The following is a 20,809-nucleotide window of genomic DNA, read 5'->3' on the forward strand; positions in this document are numbered from 1 at the left end:
ATCATAGCCTAAAAAAAAGTTTTTATCGCTTAAGTAATTGCGGGTTTCAGGCTTTTTACAAAAAGCCTTTCATACCTTTAATTAAGGCTGAAACCTTAAAAAACTAACCAGTTAATCTTGTTTTTACTATTAGAAACTATTCAGAAGATTATGATATAGAAAATAATAATAATTATAGAAGTAAATCCTGTATTAATTCCGGGTGAAATGTTCCTTCACAAATTTGTCTGACTTCACCCGTCATACGAACCTCCCAATTATTTTTAACCTCAAGTTTGAGTTCTCCTCCAAGCATTTTTATAGTCACATTGGTATCAATAAGATTCTTTTTTCTTAAAACACTCGCAACAGCACATGAAGAGCTACCGGATGCAAGAGTAAATCCGGCCCCTCTTTCCCATATTAAAATTTGAACCTCATTTCTGGATATTATTTTAGCAAACTGTACATTTATTCGATTGGGAAACATAAAATAATTTTCTATTTTCGGACCCCATTCTTTAATCTCTTCAACAACCAAATCGTCTTTAATAATTACGCAATGAGGGTTTCCCATAGAAACACAATTGATGGTGAAATTATGATTATCTATTGAAATAATTTTATCTTGAACTTCCTCATCTTTAAACTGAGTAGGAATTAAATGAGAAGTAAAAATAGCTTTTCCCATATCGACAGTTATTATTTTCGCTCTTTCGTTTTCAGTTTCAATAATATCAGCCGTTACAATTCCTCCTTTAGTTTCAACAGTAAATTGTTTTTTAGTAACAATATGATAATCGTAAACATATTTACAAAAAATTCGTAAACCATTTCCGCTTTTTTCAGCCTCTGAACCATCAGGGTTGTATATTTTTAAACCAATATCGGCTCGTGAAGATGATGTTTTTAATAAAATACCATCCGAACCAATACCGAAATTAACATTACATATTCGGGATATAGACTTTGGATTTAGTTCAAAGGATATAGCATTTTCATCCAGAACAATATATTCATTTCCTAGTCCGTGGGTTTTTACAAAGCTATTTAGATTCATCATGGGCAATTTTAGATACAATTCATTCATTGAAAATAAAAAAAGCAAATCAATAAGCCGGATTCTGTCAGTTTTCATTGCTGAAAAAAGCCCTGTTATTTATCTAGAATAAGAATTACTCCTTATTTCAAACTGCTTACCCCCCGGCATTGGACGGATAGCCCTTAATTCGCCGGTATACATAGCATTGCACCTCATAGAGTTTACCTGATTTCACTACAGCCGAACTGTACATTCTTTCTGTTGCACTGGTCCTCATCTTACGATGGACGGGCGTTACCCGCTATGATATCCTATGGTGTCCGGACTTTCCTCTTCTACCATTAAATAGAAGCAACAAGGTTGATTTGCTTTGTGCAAAAATACAACTATTTATAAATAATACTAAAAATGCAGCTTTATTTAATATATTTGCCCATATCATTAACTCTATGTATTCATTAGAAGAACTTCAGGAAGGCAAAATATTTTCAATTAATAAACCATTAGATTGGACTTCTTTCGATATTGTAAATAAAATAAAATGGAGAATCCGCAAACATTTTAATATAAAAAAAATTAAAGTAGGGCATGCAGGAACTTTGGATCCTAAGGCTACAGGCCTATTAATTGTGTGTGTAGGAAAGGCAACCAAGCAAATTCAGCAGATTCAGGATGCCTCAAAAATATATACGGGCACAATAAAATTAGGGGTTCAAACCCCATCGTACGATACAGAGACAGAGGAAATCAATTCGAAAAATTACGAATTTTTGACAGAAAAAATGATTAACGAAGCGGTTCATGAATTTATCGGAGAAGAAATTCAACAAATACCACCTGTTTTCTCAGCATTAAAAAAAGAGGGTAAACGACTGTATGAATTAGCCAGAAAAGGAGAGCAGGTAGACGTTCCTGCTAGAATGATTTCTATTTACGATTTTAAAATTACTCAAATAGCATTACCCTATGTAGACTTTGAAGTACATTGCAGTAAAGGAACTTATATTCGTTCTTTAGCCCACGATTTTGGAAATCAATTAGGTACTGGCGGATATCTTACATCTTTACATAGAGCAAAAATAGGTGAATATGAAGTTGAAAAGGCAGATAACTCCATAATTTTGAATGAAAATTTCTTTTCAACCGGCGTCTAACGGGCAATTACAACTTCAATGCCAAGATCTTCAAGTTTTTCAACGTCTTTGGAAGAAATGCCCTCATCTGTAATCAAGACATGTATTTTGTCCAGGTCTATAATTTTACCAAATCCACGTTTTCCTATTTTAGTTGAATCAGCCAAAACAATAATTTTTTCTGAATTATTTATCATAAGTTGATTCATTTTAGCTTCCATAGTGCTTGATGTAGATAATCCGAATTCATAATCTAATCCATCACCTCCAATGAAAAGCTTATTACAGGCATAGTTGCTAATCATTAGTTCTGCATACGGCCCCATTACAGATCCGGATTTGGTTCTTACGTCACCTCCCAGTTGTATCACATCAAAATTAGGATTTCCATAGAGTAGCATTGCAGGTTTCAGAGAAGAAGTAAGAATGGTTAATTTTTCATAATTATTACTGATCACCTGAGCAATCATTTGTGTTGTCGTGCCCGATGAAATAATTATAAAATCATTATCTTCAATAAAGTTGAGCGCGGCTTTGGCTATTTTTGTTTTTTCTTCTACCTGTATAGTTTCTTTTTTGTTAATATGACGCTCTTCAACAATAAAAGATTCTCTTGTGGCTCCGCCGTGGGTTCGATATAATTTGCCTATTTTCTCCAGATGAGTTAAATCTTTCCGAATCGTAACAGCAGATACGTTTAGCTTTTTACAAAGTTCAGTTACGGAAACGTAATGATTTAAATTTAATTCATCTAATATTTCTTGTTGTCTTATATTGTTTATATTATTATTTTTCATTAATTATACTGTTCTTATTTTGTTTATAGGTTAAAGAGAAAAAATAAAAGCTTTTAGATTAACGCAAAATTATATATTTTATATCAATGAAAAAAATTAAAGTTATTTTTTCTTACATGAAAAATAAGTAAGCTTTCGAAATAGAAAATATGTTTTTTTGGTGTTAAATTATTGTTTATTAATGTTTTGTTTGTATTTTTGTATTATATGTTCGAAATTAAACACTTACGTAATTATGTCAACTGTCATGAAAAAAATTGCGATTTATCATTGTTTAGTTTCGATTTAGTAAATATATTTGTTGTGTCTAAAATTAAGTATTAATCATTTAATAAAAAAGAAAATTTAACTAAACCCAAAAATTTGAAATTATGGATCAAGTATTAACAACAAAATTCGTAGGGGAGCTTATAGGTTCCTTTTCACTAATAGCCTTCGGATGTGGAATAAACATGAATCTCAGTTTAAATAAAAGTTACGGAGCCGGAAATAAAGCTGCTTTGAGTGGGCCTCTTGCCTGGGGTTTCGCAGTTGCAATGTCTGTAATTATATCTTCACCTTTTAACAGTGGTGGTCATTTTAACCCTGCAGTGAGTTTAGGTCTGGCAGTAGCCGGATTATTCAATTGGGCTTATGTATTGCCATACGTATTAGCTCAGTTTATAGGATGTTTTCTTGGAGCAATAACCGTTTGGTTTGTTTATCGTGGTCATTTTAAAGCAACTAAAGATCAGCCAGGTACTCTTTTAGGGGTATTTGCAACCAGCTCATCAATACGCGAGAATAATTCAGTAAACAATTTTAGTTCAGAGATGCTTGCAACATTTTTCCTTGTGCTAATAGTTTCATGTATGTCATCTCTACCTTTAGGTGCTGCAAGTGTAGGAGAAGCAGCCGGAACCGTTGGTTTTGGAGCTATCGGTGCATTGCCTGCTGGTTTCATGATATTTACCATAGGTATGGCATTTGGTGGGATTACAGGATGGTCTTTAAATCCAGCCAGAGATTTGATGCCTCGTTTGGCGCATCAGATTTTGCCAATTGAAGGTAAAGGAGGAAGTGATTGGGGCTATGGATTTTTGTATGCTTCAATAGCTCCGCTTATCGGAGCATCTATCGCTGGAGTTTTGTATGGCGTTATCGGTGGATATTTTGATGAATCCATCCGTGAATTTGTTATCAGCACATTTTCACTAACTAATTTTTAGATATAAAAAGATTACCTGATAAGTAATCGTATAAAATAAAAGTATAAACCTATAAGTATTTAATCAGATGAAATTTTTTATTGACACAGCAGACTTAGAGCAAATAAAAAAAGCTCAGGAATTAGGGGTATTAGATGGTGTAACAACTAATCCTTCAATTATGGCTAAAGTAGGAATTACAGGGAAAGAGAATATTCATGCGCATTATAAAGCAATATGCGAGATAGTAGACGGTGATGTAAGCGCAGAAGTATTATCCACAGATTATGAAGGAATGATTAGGGAAGGTGAAGAATTGGCTAAAATTGATAATCAGATTACGGTTAAAATTCCCATGATTTATGATGGAATAAGAGCTATTAAATATTTTTCAGGAAAAGGTATTAAAACGAATTGTACGCTGGTATTTTCAGCTGGACAAGCAATCCTTGCAGCTAAAGCAGGAGCAACTTACGTTTCTCCTTTTATAGGTCGTCTGGATGATATATCAACCGATGGATTGAATCTCATAGAAGACATACGAACTATCTATGATAATTATGGCTATAGAACTGAAATACTTGCTGCATCCGTGCGCTCTCCTATGCATATTATCAATTGTGCGAAAATAGGAGCGGACGTAATAACAGCTCCATTAGCTCCAATAGTAGGGTTATTAAAGCACCCTTTAACCGATAATGGACTAGCACAATTTATAGAAGACGCCAAAAAACTTTAATAGACCTTTAAATATATTAACCTTAAAAAAAACAAAATGTCAAAAGAAAGTATAGCCTCAGCCCTGAAGCAGGCAACCGAAACTAAGTTTTTAGAAATTGGCTCAGATATAATTAATAAAGTTCCTGAAATATTTGCTGCACAGTTTCCAGGAAAAAAGGCCATAGTGATAGCAGATCCTAATACTTATAAAGTAGCGGGTGAAAAAGTCCACAAAGCTCTAAAAGAAGCTGGTTTAGAAGGAGAGGAGCCTTATATATTAGATGATCCTAATTTATATGCAGACTATGTGTTTGTAGAAAAAATAAGAGATTATCTGAAAGATAAAGATGTAACGCCAGTAGCCGTAGGTTCAGGAGTAATAAACGACTTGGCAAAAAGAGCAAGTTCAGAACTTAAAAGGTCTTATATGTGTGTAGCAACAGCTGCATCTATGGATGGTTATTCCTCTGCAGGAGCTTCCATAACTAACAAAGGGGCTAAAATTACTCATGCTTGTGAAGCACCTAAAGCTTTGCTTGCGGATATTGATATTATTGCAGATGCTCCACCATTAATGACAGCTTCAGGATATGCAGATTTATACGCTAAAGTTGTTTCCGGTGCAGATTGGTTATTAGCAGCAGAATTGGCAGATCCACAAAATCCTAAAAAAGGAATTGAACCCATGACCAGTGCATGGAATATAGTACAGGATGGATTAGCTGAAGCATTACAAGATCCGGAAGGAGCTAAAAAGGGAGAGCATAAAGCAATCGAATTATTAACTGAAGGTTTAATGTTAGGAGGTTTTGCAATGCAATCTATGGAATCGTGGGGCGCAGGAGTAAGTAGACCTGCCTCTGGATCTGAACATCAGTTCAGTCATTTATGGGATATGGAACATCATACTTTCAAAGGTGAAATGGCAAAAAAATTCGGTTTATATCCCAATCAGGATGAACAAGCTCCTTCTCATGGGTTTAAAGTTGGTATAGGTACGTTGGCAATTACGGCCATGTATGAACTGATGTTAAAAACTCCTGTAGAAGAATTGGATATTGATGCTGCAGTAGAAAAATGGCCTTCGCTGGAAGAGCAGTTAAAAGAGATAGATGAAATGTTTGGAGGTTCGGACATTCATCCTTTTGCTACAACTCAGACTACAGATAAATGTGTATCCAAAGAAGAATTAAAAGAACAGCTGACTAAAATCAAAAATAACTGGCCTGCGTTAAAAGAAAGTATTAGGAAACAAGTAATACCTTATAATGAAACTAAAAAACGCTTGGCAGCTGTAGGAGCACCAGTTGAGCCCGAAGAAATAGGAATGGACAGAAACAGGCTTAGAGAAAGTTTCTATAGAGCGCATAAAATAAGGAGCAGATATACAATTCTTGATTTTGCTTACAGAGCCGGATATTTTGACCAATGGGTAAATGAATTATTCGGTGAAAACGGAGTTTTAAAAGGTTAATATTTTAAAGTAAACCGCATCCCGTAATTTAAACAATTACGGATGTGGTTTTAATAAAGTCCAGATTATCAAATGAAAAATTATATAACAGATATAAAACAATTAACTCCCGAATTACAGGAAAAAATAAAAAAACTAAAACATGTTGCTTTGGATATGGATGGTACCATTTATAACGGAACAACACTTTTTCCTTATACGATAAGTTTTTTGGAAAGATTAAAAAAAATAGGAGTCAGTCATTCTTTTCTTACCAATAATCCATCAAGAAGTATTTCGGATTACTTAAAAAAACTTGAAAAATTAGGTATACCTGCAACAGAAGAAGAAATGTATTCTTCAGCTGTAGCTACAATTGATTACCTTAAAAATGAACATCCGGAAGTAAAAAAACTTTTCATTCTGGGAACTCCCAGTATGGTAGAGCAATTTGAAAATTCAGGCTATATATCCACCTCAGATTCAGCGGAAGACTTGCCAGATGCCTTAGTCGTGGCCTTTGACATGACTTTAACGTACGAAAGATTATGCAGGGCTGCCTGGTGGGCTAAACAAGGTGTACTCTATGTAGCAACTAATCCGGATAGGGTATGTCCAACCGATCAACCTAATGTATTAGTGGATTGTGCCTCTATTTATGCTTGTATCGAAACAGCTACAGGCAGAACTCCTGATTTGGTTTTAGGAAAACCTCAAAAAGAGATGTTAGACGGGATCTTGAATAGTAAAAAGTTGAAACCTGAGCAGATAGCTATGGTAGGAGATCGAATTTATACCGATATGATGATGGCTCACAATGCAGGAGCATTTGGAGTCTTGGTTCTGACAGGAGAGGCAACTTTGGAAGACGCACAAAATGCAGAACCTGAATTGGATCTAATTGTACCTAGTATTGAAGTACTTGGAGAATTAATTGAATACACCAGAGATAAATAAATAAAATGGGAAAATATAGTTATATAAAAGAAGAAGCTTACGAAGGAAATCTTAAATTACCAAAATTAAATTTAGTATTATTTACTTGGGGAAACGTAAGTGCAGCAGATCATAATGAAGGAGTTTTTGCCATAAAACCTAGTGGAGTACCCTATGAAAAATTAACTATAGAAAGTATGGTTATCGTAGATTTTGAAGGAAATGTGGTTGAAGGCAAATTAAAACCATCATCCGATACTCCTACGCATGCCGTATTGTATAAGCATTGGAAAGATGTAAATGGAATTGCTCATACACATAGTACCTATGCTACTTCTTGGGCTCAGGCTCAATTAGATATTCCGATTTTCGGGACTACGCATGCAGATCATAACACCTCAGATATACCTTGTGCTCCTCCAATGAGTGATGAAATGATAGAAGGTAACTATGAATATCAGACAGGATTTCAAATTCTGGACATATTGAAAAACAAAGGACTTAAACATCAGGAGATGGAAATGGTTCTAGTGGGAAACCATGCACCTTTTACATGGGGAGAATCTGCAGAAAAAGCAGTATACAATAGTGCCGTGTTGGAAAATGTTGCGAAAATGGCCTATCTAACCAGACAGATTAATCCTGAATCTCCAAGATTAAAAGACGCTCTCATTAACAAGCACTACGACAGAAAGCATGGTTATCATGCTTATTACGGACAATAAGATCCGGTACAATACAAAAACAAAACTAAACAAATCAAAAAAATGGAATTATCAGATAATTTAGTGATAGGGATAGATTATGGTTCAGATTCAGCAAGAGCGATGCTTATGGATGCAGAAACAGGAAATGAACTAGCTCTTTCAGTTAAAGAATATCCCCGGTGGAAACAAGGATTATATTGCGATGCGGTGAATTACCAGTTTAGGCAACATCCTTTAGATTATATAGAAGTACTTGAGTTTATTGTAAATGACGTAATAAATAAAGTTCCAGGCTCTAAAAATAAGGTAAAAGCCTTATCCATAGATGTGACCTGTTCCACACCCATAGTTGTTGATAAAGAAGGAACACCACTTGCTTTAAGAAATGATTTCTCAGAAAATCCGAACGGAATGTTTATTCTCTGGAAAGATCACACAGGAATCAAAGACTGTGATGACATTAATGAGTTTTCAAAAAAATGGCATATTGATTATACACGTTATGCCGGAGGAGGAGGAAACTACTCGGCAGAACATTTTTGGGCAAAATGCCTCCATGTTTTCCGGACTGATGCTCAGGTAAAAGAAGTAGGTCATTCTTTCGTAGATGCATGTGATTGGCTTTCTAATGTTATAGTGGGAATAAATAAACCCGAAGAATTAAAAAGAAATATATGCACCGCTGGATTTAAGGTGCTTTGGAATAAAGAGTGGGGAGGATACCCGCCAAATGAATTCTTTAAATCTTTGGATCCGGCATTGGATGGTATTGTAGATACATTTTCAAAAGATGTGTACACTTGCGTTGAAACTATAGGTACACTAACAGAAGAATGGGCGGAAAGGCTAGGACTTACAACTCATGTTAAAGTTACTGCCGGAAATATTGATGCTCACGCAGGAGGTATTGGTGCCGGAGTTAAAAACAAAGCGATTGTACAAATTATAGGCACTTCAACCTGTGATATAATAGTAGGACCCAAAAAATCTGATAATCAGTTGATTCCCGGAATTTCAGGACAGGCAGATGATTCCGTAATACCGGGAATGGTAGGATATGAAGCAGGTCAATCTGTGTATGGAGATTATTATGCCTGGTTTAAAAAAGTTTTAATGTGGCCCTTACGTGAAATTTTTGCTAAAACAGAATCAATAGATGAAGCTACAAAGCAAAAAGTAATCCAGGAAGTATATGACAAGATGATTCCTGAACTAGCCCGTCAGGCAAAAGCAATTCCGGCAAAAGACAGTCACATTATAGCAACAGACTGGATAAACGGAAGACGTACTCCCGATGTAGATTATACATTAAAAGGAACAATTACAGGTATAACACTTTCCAGTTCGGCACCTTTACTATATAAGTCTATTGTTGAAGCTACAGCTTATGGATCTCGTGCTATTGTAGAACAATTTATAACCAATGGAATTGAAATTGAAGAAATCATAGCTGTAGGAGGTATTTCTCAAAAATCTCCCTATGTAATGCAGGTGCTCTCAGATGTTTTAGGTATGCCAATAAAAGTAATTGCAACGAGAGAAGCTTGTGCGTTGGGAGTTGCCATGTGTGCAGCTGTAGCAGCCGGAATTTACAATCGTTTGGAAGATGCTCAGGAGAAAATGGGAATGGGTATTTCAACAATTTACTATCCAGATGAAGAAAACCATAAGCATTATAATAATGAATATAAAAAATACAGACAACTTGAAAAGGTGAAAGAATTAACATAATAACTATAATGACGAAAAGCGGCAGGTAGTTATCAAACAAACTATATCAGTTGCTTTTTAAGCACAAAAATAGAAACTAAAATAACAAAAATGGAATTATCAAATAATTTAGTAATCGGTTTGGACTATGGTACTGATTCAGGAAGGGCAATTCTTATGGATGCCGAAACCGGAAAAGAATTAGCATTATCTATAAAAGAATATCCAAGATGGAAAAAGGGAATGTATTGCAATGCAGTGAAATCTCAATTCAGACAACATCCTAAAGATTATATTGAAGTATTAGAGTTTATAGTTAAAGATGTTTTAAATAGAGTTCCCGGTGCAGCCAGCAAAGTAAAAGCTATAAGTGTTGATATAACAGGTTCCACACCTGTAGCGGTTGATAAGGAAGGGACACCCTTATCTCTGCTTCCGGAATTTGAAGAAAATCCCGATGCTATGTTTGTACTCTGGAAAGATCACACAGGACAAAAAGACAACGATTATTTGAATAGTTTTTCTAAAAAATGGCATATTGACTATACAAAATCTGCAGGTTGTGGAGATTATTCAACCGAGCATTTCTGGACCAAAGCATTGCATATATTTAAAAAGCCTGAAATTCGTCAAAAAGCTCATTCTTTTGTAGAAGCAAGTGACTGGCTTCCTGCAGTATTATGTGGTAATACCCGACCGGAAGATATGAAGAGAGGAATGGGAATTGCCGGTTCAAGAGTAATGTGGAATAAAGAATGGGGTGGATATCCGCCTAATGAATTTTTCAAAGCTATGGATCCTGCTTTAGACGGTTTAGTAGACACATTTCATAAAGAAGCATATACCTGTGATCAACCAGCGGGAATTATTACGGAAGAGTGGGCTGATAAGTTAGGGTTACCCAAGTCGGTTTTGATTGCTGTAGGTAATTTAGACTGCCATGCAGGAGCTATCGGTGCAGGTGTAAAAGATAAAGCAATGGTTGAAATTGTAGGTACTTCGACATGTGCTATAACTGTTGGACCTAAAAGTTCCGGAAATAAGTTAGTTCCCGGTATACCCCAACAAGCCGATGATATTATTTTACCAGGTATGGTAGGCTATGAAGCAGGTCAATCAGCATTTGGAGATTTATATGCCTGGTTTAAAAAGCTCTTAATGTGGCCTCTGGATAATATTATGCTAAAGTCTAATATCAGTGATCCCGAAACTCGTCAGAAATTAAGAGATGAGGTATATGCTGAAATGATACCTAATCTGGCCAGACAGGCAAAAGTTATTCCGCCTAAAGATAGCCATATCATAGCTACAGACTGGATAAACGGAAGACGTTCACCTAATGTGGATTATGATTTAAAGGGAACTATAACAGGGTTAGCACTATCAAGTGTTGCTCCCCTGGTATATAAATCTTTAGTTGAAGCTACGGCTTATGGAGCGAGAAATATTATTGATCGTTTTGTAAATAATGGAGTTGAATTAAAGGAAATTATTGCTGTTGGAGGAATTTCTCAAAAATCACCTTATGTGATGCAGGTAATGGCTGACGTTATAGGTATGCCTATAAAAGTAATTGCAACAAGAGAAGCATGTGCTTTAGGAGTAGCCATGTGTGCAGCTGTTGTCGCCGGAGTGTATGAATCTGTACAGGAAGCTCAGGAAAAAATGGGAATGGAAATATCAACCATATATTATCCTAATCAGGAACACCATGAACATTACAATATTGAATTCCAGAAATACTTACAATTAGAAAAAGTAAAAGATTTAACACCTTATTAAAATATTCAATCTATTATATATAAACGTGTGAAAACAAAAAACCATCATTTATAATGTTGGTTTTTTGTTTTAAAACAGAGAAAAAATTTAAATAGTAATGATTAAATAAACAAACCTTAAAAACAGAGATAATGATAAACTATAAAAATTTAGGCGTTATAAATACGCGTCAAATGTTGTCAAAAGCTTTGGCAGGTGGCTATGCAGTTCCTGGATTTAATTTTTCCCATTTAGAGCAAGCTCAGGCAATCATTCAGGCGATTGTTGAAACCAGATCTCCGCTAATATTACAGATTTTAAAAAGTGATAGAGAATATATCGGTGCTAAATTAGTTCCCAACATAGTTCAGGGTCTGGTAAAATATGCAATGGATTTAGGGCTGGAATCACCTCAAATCGCAATGCATTTGGATCATGGAGACTCTTTCGAGTTATGTAAAAATTGTATAGATGATGGTTTTTCTTCAGTAATGATTGACGGTTCTCATTTACCTTTCGAAAAAAATATAGAGTTAACTCAAAAAGTTACGGAATATGCGCATAAATATGATGTAACGGTAGAAGGTGAATTAGGAGTAATAGCAGGAGCTGAAGGGTATTTAAATTCAAAACTTTCATTATACACAGAGCCGGATGATGTTATAGATTTTGTCAGAAGAACAGGATGTGATTCATTAGCTATTTCTATAGGAACGGCTCACGGTTCGTTTAAATTTACAGCAGAGCAATGTGTCAAAAATGAAAACGGAATACTGGAACCTCCTCCATTAGCATTTTCAGTCTTAGAAGAGATTGAAAAAAAGCTGACCGGTTTTCCCATAGTACTTCATGGTTCATCCACAGTTCCGCAAGAAAAAGTAAAATTAATTAACAAATACGGAGGGAAACTAAACGATGCTGTGGGAATTCCGGAAAATCAACTTAAAAAAGCATCTAAACAAGCGGTTTGTAAAATAAACATAGATTCTGATAGTAGGTTAACAATGACGGCAACTTTACGAGAATTTTTTGAACAAAAGCCTCAGGAATACGATCCTAGATTATACTTGGCTAAAGCAAGAGAGGATATGAAAGCAGTTTATATTCATTTAATTAAAGATGTATTAGGCTCAGCAAACAAGTTGTAGTAATAAACATGAAAATTTAAAATAAGCTTGATATGTTGCCATGTACCAAGCTTGTTTTAAATTTTTCGTTCAAGTTTATTTTTTTGAATAAAATAACGGGATAACATTTCTGATAATGGTGTTGAAATTATTAGCATCCCACGCACTTCTACCAATAAAAAGACCATCAATGTCTGGCATTTGAATTAAATCATTTGCATTTTCTAAATTAACACTTCCACCATAAAGGATAGGTATAGATTTTCCCTTATCAGAACCGAAAAGTTCTTTTAAAGTATCCCTAATAATTGAATGTTTTTCAGCGGCATATTCTTTAGTCGCTGGAATTCCGTTTACACCAATAGCCCAAACGGGTTCGTATGCAATCCATAAATTAGTAATTTGCTCTTCCTTAATTCCATGTAAACCTATTTTTAATTGAATTCTTAATATTTCATTGCTAGTATGAAAATTTTTTTGTTCCAAAGTTTCTCCAATGCATAAAAGAGCCTTAAAAGAATGATTTAAAGCACTTAAAACTTTTTTATTAATCTCCTGATCTGTTTCCTTTAAAATATGTCTTCTTTCCGAATGTCCGATCTCAATTAAATTAACACCCACTTCTTTCAGCATCAGAGGCGAAATTTCACCGGTAAACTGTCCTTCATCTTCCCAGTTCATATTTTGGGCACCAATCAAAATTTTATCTTCAGGGACACAGTTTCTTGCATTAGCTAAAGCTGTGAAAGAAGGAATTACAAATAATTCCAGTTTTTCCCTGCCTATATCTGAAGTAAGTTGATTCAGTTCTCTCAAAAAACATTCTGTCTGCGATATATTTTTATACATTTTTGTATTGGTACCTAAATATATCTTTTTTTGTTCTGTCATGTTTGTGGATGATTTTTAATTAATTTTTATTAATCATTTTCAATAAATTCACGCATAGATTTAAATATTATCCATACTGATGTTGCTCCAGCATCCTGATAACCAATAGCCCTTTCCATCAGTGATTTTGCCCGACCATATTTGGCTATATAATTTTTTGTATTTTCAACACCTTCCTGAGCCGCTGATTCAGCTAGTTTAAACATCTCTAAAAGATTGTTATCCTCGTACGATTTCATTGCTTTTACAGCAGGTTCAAGAGCATCCACCATGGTTTTATCACCAACTTCGGCTTTCCCTCTTTCTTTAATTGCTTGTAAGCTTTTGTCAAACATTTCTGTCACATCACGGGTATTTAGTTCTTCTTTAGGAGAAACATTTTTAGCTCCTGCAAGAAATAAGCTTCCAAAAATGACTCCGGAAGCTCCCCCCATAGACATCAGCATGGTTTTCCCGGTTAAACTGAAAACATCATACACATTAGAAGATTCTTCATACGACATTAATTTCTCTTTTGCTTTTTTTAATCCTCCCGACATGCCGATACCATGATCCCCATCTCCAATCTTACTATCAATTTCAGTTAATAATGGCTTACTATCAATAATCTGATTAGCAACATATATAAGCATTTCTTTAGCTGTTTTTGTATTTATAACATTTAACGACATAGTATAAAAAATTTAAGATTATAATCTATATTCAATATTTAAATCAGTAGTATTCAGTTGATAAATTTGATTAATCTCAAAAAACAACTAAATATTTATCTTTGTTGTTTAGCGTAATAAGGGCAATAACAAGGAGAATTATAATATTTTTTCAATTCACTGTCTAATTTAAGTATGCTGATTGAAAATCCTCCCATTCCCAAAGAAGTGCAATAGCTGTTAATATCAGCATCGTGAATCTGAATACCATCAGATTCTAATAATTGTCTAACCTTTCTAAAAACAATACTCATTTCGATGATGGTAGTTGAACCTAATCCATTAACAAGTATGCATACATTATCGCCTGAGATAAGAGGCATATCTTTAGTTATATGACCGTAAAGTATCTCTACCAGTTCATCAGCAGGTTTCATTTGGGTTCTTTGGATACCGGGTTCTCCGTGAAGTCCCATTCCGAACTCCATTTCATTATCTTTTAATTCAAAAGTTGGTTTTTCTAAACCGGGTATTTTTCCGGGTTTAGTAGCAATACCTATACTTCTAAGGTTATTTCTTGCATTCTCCAAAACCTGTACAACTTCTTCAAGAGAAAGACCGGCATCACAGGCAGCACCTGCAATTTTTACCATAAACACATCTCCGGCAATACCTCTCCTGTCTTCTATACGTTCTATAGGAGCAGAAGCACAATCGTCCCAGACTCTTATATGAGCAGTTTTTATGCCCTCATCCTGAAGCATTTCTTCAGCCATATCAAAATTCAGATTATCTCCGGCATAACATCCATAAAGAAATAATACTCCTTTACCGGCATGTGCAGATTTTGCAGTTTCATAAATGGTGTTGGGATCCGGTGAAGCAAAAATATTCCCACATGCAGCAGCATCAGCAAGTCCTTCACCTACAAATCCCCCAAACATAGGTTCGTGTCCGCTTCCCCCGCCAATAACAAGCGTTACCTTATCTTTACGTCTTTCTTTTAATAAAATACCGTTGACTTCAGGAACTTTCTCATAGAGGTAGCTATAAGCACTAATAAAGCCATCCATTACTTCGCTTATTATATTTTCCGGATCATTAATTATCTCTTTCATATTTATCGGATTACTAAGTTTTTATTACTTACAAATATTGTTAAAATAAATTACAAATCATAAGTAAATGAAATGATTGTTGTCATTTCGAAAGTAATCAAAACTTTTGTGTTTTTATTAATTAATTAGATATTTTTTTTAAATACTTTAAAAATAGCTTTTTAAGATTATTATGTATTTTTTGATTAATTTTGTTATCAAAAATATTTTTCAAATATGCTTTCAATAAATGAAATATCAAAAATAGCTCTTAAAACCGAAAAAGTGCGCTTGAGGTTACTTGAGGTTATATATAATTCCAGGTCGGGTCACGTAGGTGGAGATTTGTCTGTCCTAAATATGATCGCGGCCTTATACTATCATACATTAAAATTTGATATACAAAATCCGGATCATGAAAACAGGGATCGTTTCATTTTAAGTAAGGGGCACTGTGTTGAAGCTCTTTATTGTGTACTGGAATCCCTTGAATTTATTGATTCAGATACGCTAAATTCCTATGGGAAATTTAATTCTTTATTGGCAGGTCATCCTTCCAATAAAATACCAGGAATTGAATTTAGCGGAGGATCTTTAGGGCATGGATTATCCTTAGGAGTGGGTGTTGCCATAGGGGCGAAAATGGACAATAAAGATTTTAAAACCTTTGTTGTCATGGGGGATGGAGAACTAAATGAAGGTGCAGTTTTTGAAGCAGCCATGTCTGGAGGACACTTTAAGTTAAATAACCTGGTTGCAATTGTTGATAGAAATGGATTGCAGATTAGTAATTCAACGGAAAAAGTAATGACTCTTGAGCCATTAAAAGAACGTTGGGAAACAATGGGGTGGGAGGTTTTAGAAGTTAACGGAGATAAGATAGAAGATTGTATTAAGATTTTAGATTCAATTAATTATACAATCCAAAAGCCGCATTTTATCATATCCCGAACCACTAAAGGAAAAGGGGTGTCTTATATGGAGAATGCTTTGCACTGGCATCATGGAGTACCGGATGAAGTTCAGTATAAACAGGCAGTCAGAGAGATATCCAGAAGTATTGAAGAATGGGAAGGGAAATCAGTTAATTATCTATAAGCTTTACAATTAATCATGAATAAGACAATGAAATCAAATCGCCAAAGTTTTACACAAACTATCTTAGAGTTGGCTAAACAAAATAAAGATATCATTATAGTTACTTCTGATGCTGCGGGTACCGTAACTCTCAATCAGTTTGCTGAAGAATTACCGGATCAGTTAGTAGATGTAGGTATTGCTGAGCAAAATGCAATTGGAGTAGCGGCAGGTATAGCATCTGTCGGGAAAAAGGTTTTTGTTTGTGGACCTGCCTGTTTTTATTCTTCCCGGAGTTTAGAGCAAATTAAAGTTGATGTTGCTTACTCAAATTCCAGGATTAAAATAATTGGTGTTAATGGTGGAGTTAGTTATGGGCCTTTTGGCGCTACTCATCATTGTTTGCATGATATAGCTGCAATTCGGGCTTTTCCGGGTATACATATATTGTCTCCGAGTGATCCGGTGCAGATGAGGTGGATGACAGAAAATTTGATAAATTATGATTTTCCGGTATATGTTCGGATGGGGAGGAATCCTGTACCGGTAATTTATGATCAAGGCTTTGAAAAATTTACGATAGGGAAGGCTTCAGTTTTAAAAAAAGGAACAGACTTAACGTTGGTAGGTACAGGTGAAACCGTATATCATTGCTTAGAAGCTTCGGAAATGCTTGGACAAGCTGGTTTTTCTGTTAAAGTTGTAGATATACACACACTAAAGCCTATAGATAAAGAAATGATAATTCAATCTGCTATAGAAACCGGTAAAATTATTACGGTAGAGGAGCATAGCATTTATGGGGGATTAGGGGCAATTGTTTCTGAAATCGTTTGTCAAAATTATCCCGTACCGATGAAGATTTTAGGGATTCCGGATGAAAATGTTATTAATGCTCAGCCTCAGGATATTTATAAATATTACGGAATAGATTATAAAGGTATTTATGATACGGCATTAGCATTTTTGAAAGATTAAGGAATGTATTAAGTTTATTGAGTTTATCAAGAAGAGGTGCATGGATGAGATTTTAGAATTATATAAATAAAATTAGTTATTCAATCACCAGATAAATGAAAATTTTCAGCAGGAGATATTAAACATCTCCTGCTGAATAAATTCAATCATTTATCTTTCCAAAGAGGATAAATTTGATTCATATATTTTTTATATTTTTCATATGCAGGAATGATACTTTCCTGAATCTTTGGATCTGGTTCTATGGTAATAGATTTAGAGCCCATAGCTTTAGCTGCTTCGTCAAGGTTTTTATATTGACCAATACCAACAGCAACAATCATAGCGGTACCTAATGCGCCTCCTTCGGAAACTTCCGGTATTAAGATAGGGCGGTTTAAAACGCTGGCAAGCATTTTAGGCCAGATACTACTGCGTGTAACGCCTCCAACCACTCTTATTTCATCAACTTTGAAATTTTCAATTAAAGGATCTATATGGTATTTATGATTAAAGGCAATGCCTTGATATATAGCTTTAAGCAGATGGCCTCTTTTATGCCATGCTCTCATTCCCATAAAACAGGAATCTGCATCTACATCGAGTGGATTTCCATATAAAAAAGGAAAGAATAAAATGTCGGAAGGATCATTTATAATTTCCGAAATTTCTTTATCTACAAATCCATAAGGATCTATTCCGGCTCTTCTGGCAAGATCTAATTCCTGCTGACACAAAGTTTGTACAAACCATTCAAGATTGGAAGATGAAGCCGGTGATATAGCCATATTCATCCATAATCCTTTTTTTATAAAGCTTCTGCAAAACCAGTCTTCAGAAACCTTGGGTTCATCGGAAATAACTTCATTAATACTGTAAGTACCAGCCATTACAGCTAATTGTCCCGGATGGGTTGCTCCGGCACCAATAGCACCTGCATCTACATCGTGAAGACCGGCAACAACAGGGATTCCTTCGGGTAAACCGGTATGAATGTGCGTATCATATCCGATTTTTCCTACAATATCAGTAGGTTGATTTACAATGGGAGCTATCGCTTCCAGCTCTTCTAGATCATAAAGTTTAAAGGCTTCACTATCCCAGTCCTGATTTTTATAATTAAAAAACGATGTACTTGCTTCAGTAAGATCTGTTCCTATAGTTCTTGATAAGCGAAAGCGAATGTAGTCTTTTGCCCACATAAATGATCGGGCTTTTGCTAACGTTTCCGGTTCATTTTCCTTTAGCCATGCCAGTAGAGTTGCCGGGGAAGAGGGTGAAGCACCTTGTCCGGTTACCGATAACAAATCCTTTATTTTTTTTGAATATTTTAAAGAAGTTTCAAAAGCACGGGTATCCAAAGATAATATACCGGGTCTTAAAGGACGGTTGTTTTCATCTAAAATCCAGATTCCATCCCCATGAGCACTGCATCCTACACCTGTAACTTCATACATTTCCAGTTTACCCATAAGATGTCTTAAAGTTTTACTGACTGCAGCCCAAAAATCTTCTCCGTTTCTTTCAGACCAGTGTGGTTTGGGCATGTCATGTGGTGAAGAATCAGATTGCGAGGCTATAATTTTGCCTTGATAATCAAAAGCAACCGCTTTCATGCCGGTTAAACCGATGTCTATTCCTATTACAACTTTTGTTTTCATAATTTTGACTTATTTTTTGTGATTTATGTTTGATTTTAGTTTTAAATGATTTTTACTTCACCTGAAGTCTTTTAATATAATTTTTGTAACTATTTATTTCTTCCTGTCTTCTATTTTCATCCCAGTTTAAAAGGTTAGCACAAATTACGGATACGGCCTCAAGAGAATTGAGACCTAAATCATCCTCTAATCCGGTCATGATACGTCTGGCAACTACATCTGAAAGTCTGTACGCTTCTTCGTTAGTTACCGCCCATTCAACTTCTCCGTGGGTTAATCCAAATGATTCGTCAATTATTTCTTGTCTCTCAGGTTTTTCCATAATAAATTCGGCCAGCTTAATGCCTAGTTTTCCATATTGGTCTGCTATACGATTGACTAAAGAATTTGGAATACCTGTATTTTCAATTTCTTTTTTTAGTTCATACATAGATGAAATAGAACCTCCCGGTAATTTCATTTTTCTGGTTCTGCTTTTTGTATTTTTATGAAATCGTTCAGATAAAATGTTTCCGAAATCTTCTCCTACCTGCCTGAAGGTTGTTAATTTTCCTCCAACAAGTGTATACAGGCCGTCTAATTGATTTTGTTTATGGTCAACAATTTTGTGTCTACGGGTAATATCAGAAACCTTAGCTCCTTCGCTATAAGGTAGAGGTCTTACGCCGGTATAAGCATAGATTACGTCATTTTTGGTCAAATGTGCTTCAGGAAGAACTTTATTGGTTTCGTGTAGAATATAATCGTATTCGTCCTGAGTAGCTGATGCTGTGTCAAGATTTCCTGTAAATGGAATATCAGTTGAGCCTATGAGATATCTGTTTTTCCAGGGTATAACCATCATGGGGCGAGCGTCATCTGATTCATAATAAAATGCATCGGTAGGAGCTCCCGGAAAAGAATCTACAACTAAGTGAGTGCCTTTAGTGCCTCCATTCATGCGGGGTAGCGAAATATGATCTTTAGGCCAGACTTCGTCTATCCATGGTCCTGCATTGTTAATTATTACTTGGGTTGGAACCCTCACTTCTTCACCGCTTATTTCATCTCTGATTTTAATCGCCTTTATTTTTCCTTGTTCAACTTCAAGATCGGTCGCTTTAACATGCGTTAATATTTCTGCACCTGCTTGTCTGGCCGATAAAGCTATCTCATAACAAAGTCTTTCTGAGTAATTAACCTGAGCATCAGAATATGCACAACCGCCGGTTAGTTGATCGGGGTTAAGTCCTGGTTCTTTCTCCAGTATCTTTTTTTTCGAAAAAAAATCAAAGCTTTTTAATGATTTATCAAATGAAAGAATATCATAGGCTATCATTCCTAATCTGAGAATAAAAGGTGAATTTTGATTTTGTTTATAAAAAGGAATAATGAATCGTAATTCACGAACCAGATGAGGTGCAGATTTGACTAACCATTCTCTTTCTCTTAAAGACTCACGAACTAGAGGAATATCGTATTTTTCCAAATATTTTAATCCGCCATGAATCATTCGGCTTGACCATGATGAGGTGCCGGATCCAATGTCTCCTTTTTCAACTAAAAGAACTTTCATTCCTCTTAAAGCACTGTCCCAGGCTGTGCCTAGTCCATTTACACCACCTCCTACAATAACTACATCATACCCTTGCTGGGTATCATTAAAGCGTTGTTTTCGTTTTAGTGATAAATCGAAAGTATTTCTTTCCATTTTTTTTGGTTTTTAATTTTAATTAGCTCAAATTTAGAAACATTTTTCAATATAAAACATGATATATTACTATATATCTTAGATATATGTTTTTTTTTGTTTAGATGTATGTGATATTTCAATATCGTAAAATAATTTAATTTAATTTCGAATTAGTAAAGATTTTGGTTATTGAATGTTTTTTTATTTCAAATTTTATGTTTATGTATATATAAAAAATAAGCTTTTTTTATA

18 protein-coding genes and 1 other RNA gene are annotated in these 20,809 nt (G+C 35.0%); 11 read left to right on the forward strand and 8 right to left on the reverse strand.

Features of this window, described 5'->3' with window-relative positions; all coding sequences use genetic code 11:
* Positions 1-172: 172 nt before the first annotated feature.
* The gene (gene dapF, locus EQ921_RS11195; RefSeq protein ID WP_128151789.1) at positions 173-1,039 is read right to left on the reverse strand and encodes a diaminopimelate epimerase; all 867 of its coding nucleotides are present in this window, start codon (positions 1,037-1,039) and stop codon (positions 173-175) included.
* Between the two features lie 37 nt (positions 1,040-1,076).
* Positions 1,077-1,393: RNase P RNA component class A (rnpB, locus tag EQ921_RS11200), an RNA gene on the reverse strand.
* Between the two features lie 77 nt (positions 1,394-1,470).
* Between rnpB and truB the strand changes: the two genes are divergently transcribed.
* A complete protein-coding gene (truB, locus tag EQ921_RS11205) occupies positions 1,471-2,175 on the forward strand; it encodes a tRNA pseudouridine(55) synthase TruB (RefSeq protein ID WP_128331715.1) in 705 nt (234 codons plus the stop codon).
* Here truB and EQ921_RS11210 read toward each other — a convergent pair.
* On the reverse strand, positions 2,172-2,951 hold the full coding sequence (locus EQ921_RS11210; protein WP_128151794.1) for a DeoR/GlpR family DNA-binding transcription regulator: 780 nt from the start codon (positions 2,949-2,951) through the stop codon (positions 2,172-2,174). The two genes, truB and EQ921_RS11210, sit on opposite strands and share 4 nt — an antisense overlap.
* Positions 2,952-3,322: 371 nt before the next feature.
* Between EQ921_RS11210 and EQ921_RS11215 the strand changes: the two genes are divergently transcribed.
* From EQ921_RS11215 to EQ921_RS11250, 8 genes are all read left to right on the forward strand, one after another.
* Positions 3,323-4,159: an MIP/aquaporin family protein gene (locus EQ921_RS11215; protein WP_128331716.1), complete on the forward strand. Its 837-nt coding sequence runs from the start codon at positions 3,323-3,325 to the stop codon at positions 4,157-4,159.
* A gap of 67 nt (positions 4,160-4,226) precedes the next feature.
* Positions 4,227-4,877 carry a fructose-6-phosphate aldolase gene (fsa, locus tag EQ921_RS11220; RefSeq protein WP_128151798.1) on the forward strand — a complete coding sequence of 217 codons (651 nt, stop codon included), beginning with the start codon at positions 4,227-4,229 and terminating at the stop codon, positions 4,875-4,877.
* A 36-nt stretch (positions 4,878-4,913) separates the two neighbouring features.
* On the forward strand, positions 4,914-6,332 hold the full coding sequence (locus tag EQ921_RS11225) for a sn-glycerol-1-phosphate dehydrogenase (RefSeq protein WP_128331717.1): 1,419 nt from the start codon (positions 4,914-4,916) through the stop codon (positions 6,330-6,332).
* Between the two features lie 72 nt (positions 6,333-6,404).
* Entirely contained in the window at positions 6,405-7,268 is an 864-nt protein-coding gene (locus tag EQ921_RS11230; RefSeq protein ID WP_128331718.1) for an HAD-IIA family hydrolase, read from the forward strand.
* A 5-nt stretch (positions 7,269-7,273) separates the two neighbouring features.
* A complete protein-coding gene (locus EQ921_RS11235) occupies positions 7,274-7,972 on the forward strand; it encodes an L-ribulose-5-phosphate 4-epimerase (protein ID WP_128151804.1) in 699 nt (232 codons plus the stop codon).
* Between the two features lie 42 nt (positions 7,973-8,014).
* On the forward strand, positions 8,015-9,685 hold the full coding sequence (locus EQ921_RS11240) for a ribulokinase (protein WP_128331719.1): 1,671 nt from the start codon (positions 8,015-8,017) through the stop codon (positions 9,683-9,685).
* Positions 9,686-9,775: 90 nt separating this feature from the next.
* Positions 9,776-11,446 carry a ribulokinase gene (locus tag EQ921_RS11245; RefSeq protein ID WP_128331720.1) on the forward strand — a complete coding sequence of 557 codons (1,671 nt, stop codon included), beginning with the start codon at positions 9,776-9,778 and terminating at the stop codon, positions 11,444-11,446.
* A 131-nt stretch (positions 11,447-11,577) separates the two neighbouring features.
* Positions 11,578-12,573, forward strand: a complete 996-nt coding sequence (locus EQ921_RS11250; protein WP_128331721.1) for a ketose-bisphosphate aldolase — start codon at positions 11,578-11,580, stop codon at positions 12,571-12,573.
* Between the two features lie 75 nt (positions 12,574-12,648).
* Here EQ921_RS11250 and EQ921_RS11255 read toward each other — a convergent pair whose 3' ends face one another.
* From EQ921_RS11255 to EQ921_RS11265, 3 genes are all read right to left on the reverse strand, one after another.
* A complete protein-coding gene (locus EQ921_RS11255) occupies positions 12,649-13,443 on the reverse strand; it encodes a triose-phosphate isomerase (protein ID WP_128331722.1) in 795 nt (264 codons plus the stop codon).
* A gap of 29 nt (positions 13,444-13,472) precedes the next feature.
* Positions 13,473-14,114 carry a dihydroxyacetone kinase subunit DhaL gene (gene dhaL / locus EQ921_RS11260; protein WP_128331723.1) on the reverse strand — a complete coding sequence of 214 codons (642 nt, stop codon included), beginning with the start codon at positions 14,112-14,114 and terminating at the stop codon, positions 13,473-13,475.
* Between the two features lie 95 nt (positions 14,115-14,209).
* Positions 14,210-15,211: a dihydroxyacetone kinase subunit DhaK gene (locus EQ921_RS11265; protein ID WP_128331724.1), complete on the reverse strand. Its 1,002-nt coding sequence runs from the start codon at positions 15,209-15,211 to the stop codon at positions 14,210-14,212.
* Positions 15,212-15,427: 216 nt separating this feature from the next.
* On the opposite strand from EQ921_RS11265, the gene EQ921_RS11270 reads away from it, so the two are divergent.
* Positions 15,428-16,288, forward strand: a complete 861-nt coding sequence (locus EQ921_RS11270; protein ID WP_128331725.1) for a transketolase — start codon at positions 15,428-15,430, stop codon at positions 16,286-16,288.
* A gap of 15 nt (positions 16,289-16,303) precedes the next feature.
* Positions 16,304-17,245, forward strand: a complete 942-nt coding sequence (locus EQ921_RS11275) for a transketolase family protein (RefSeq protein ID WP_181950998.1) — start codon at positions 16,304-16,306, stop codon at positions 17,243-17,245.
* 146 nt (positions 17,246-17,391) lie between these two features.
* On the opposite strand, the gene EQ921_RS11280 is transcribed toward EQ921_RS11275, so the two are convergent.
* The gene (locus tag EQ921_RS11280; protein ID WP_128331726.1) at positions 17,392-18,885 is read right to left on the reverse strand and encodes an FGGY-family carbohydrate kinase; all 1,494 of its coding nucleotides are present in this window, start codon (positions 18,883-18,885) and stop codon (positions 17,392-17,394) included.
* A gap of 52 nt (positions 18,886-18,937) precedes the next feature.
* A complete protein-coding gene (locus tag EQ921_RS11285) occupies positions 18,938-20,575 on the reverse strand; it encodes a glycerol-3-phosphate dehydrogenase/oxidase (RefSeq protein ID WP_128331727.1) in 1,638 nt (545 codons plus the stop codon).
* Between the last annotated feature and the right edge of the window lie 234 nt (positions 20,576-20,809).

Origin of the sequence: Apibacter sp. HY039 (genome assembly GCF_004023655.1) — a bacterium.
GTDB classification, from domain to species: Bacteria; Bacteroidota; Bacteroidia; order Flavobacteriales; family Weeksellaceae; genus Apibacter; species Apibacter raozihei.

What these genes read in the sequence shown, in the direction of transcription:
- dapF (WP_128151789.1), bottom strand. Translation starts at nt 1,039, where the DNA reads ATGAATCTAAATAGCTTTGTAAAAACCCACGGACTAGGAAATGAATAT.
- truB (WP_128331715.1), top strand. Translation starts at nt 1,471, where the DNA reads ATGTATTCATTAGAAGAACTTCAGGAAGGCAAAATATTTTCAATTAAT.
- EQ921_RS11210 (WP_128151794.1), bottom strand. Translation starts at nt 2,951, where the DNA reads ATGAAAAATAATAATATAAACAATATAAGACAACAAGAAATATTAGAT.
- EQ921_RS11215 (WP_128331716.1), top strand. Translation starts at nt 3,323, where the DNA reads ATGGATCAAGTATTAACAACAAAATTCGTAGGGGAGCTTATAGGTTCC.
- fsa (WP_128151798.1), top strand. Translation starts at nt 4,227, where the DNA reads ATGAAATTTTTTATTGACACAGCAGACTTAGAGCAAATAAAAAAAGCT.
- EQ921_RS11225 (WP_128331717.1), top strand. Translation starts at nt 4,914, where the DNA reads ATGTCAAAAGAAAGTATAGCCTCAGCCCTGAAGCAGGCAACCGAAACT.
- EQ921_RS11230 (WP_128331718.1), top strand. Translation starts at nt 6,405, where the DNA reads ATGAAAAATTATATAACAGATATAAAACAATTAACTCCCGAATTACAG.
- EQ921_RS11235 (WP_128151804.1), top strand. Translation starts at nt 7,274, where the DNA reads ATGGGAAAATATAGTTATATAAAAGAAGAAGCTTACGAAGGAAATCTT.
- EQ921_RS11240 (WP_128331719.1), top strand. Translation starts at nt 8,015, where the DNA reads ATGGAATTATCAGATAATTTAGTGATAGGGATAGATTATGGTTCAGAT.
- EQ921_RS11245 (WP_128331720.1), top strand. Translation starts at nt 9,776, where the DNA reads ATGGAATTATCAAATAATTTAGTAATCGGTTTGGACTATGGTACTGAT.
- EQ921_RS11250 (WP_128331721.1), top strand. Translation starts at nt 11,578, where the DNA reads ATGATAAACTATAAAAATTTAGGCGTTATAAATACGCGTCAAATGTTG.
- EQ921_RS11255 (WP_128331722.1), bottom strand. Translation starts at nt 13,443, where the DNA reads ATGACAGAACAAAAAAAGATATATTTAGGTACCAATACAAAAATGTAT.
- dhaL (WP_128331723.1), bottom strand. Translation starts at nt 14,114, where the DNA reads ATGTCGTTAAATGTTATAAATACAAAAACAGCTAAAGAAATGCTTATA.
- EQ921_RS11265 (WP_128331724.1), bottom strand. Translation starts at nt 15,211, where the DNA reads ATGAAAGAGATAATTAATGATCCGGAAAATATAATAAGCGAAGTAATG.
- EQ921_RS11270 (WP_128331725.1), top strand. Translation starts at nt 15,428, where the DNA reads ATGCTTTCAATAAATGAAATATCAAAAATAGCTCTTAAAACCGAAAAA.
- EQ921_RS11275 (WP_181950998.1), top strand. Translation starts at nt 16,304, where the DNA reads ATGAATAAGACAATGAAATCAAATCGCCAAAGTTTTACACAAACTATC.
- EQ921_RS11280 (WP_128331726.1), bottom strand. Translation starts at nt 18,885, where the DNA reads ATGAAAACAAAAGTTGTAATAGGAATAGACATCGGTTTAACCGGCATG.
- EQ921_RS11285 (WP_128331727.1), bottom strand. Translation starts at nt 20,575, where the DNA reads ATGGAAAGAAATACTTTCGATTTATCACTAAAACGAAAACAACGCTTT.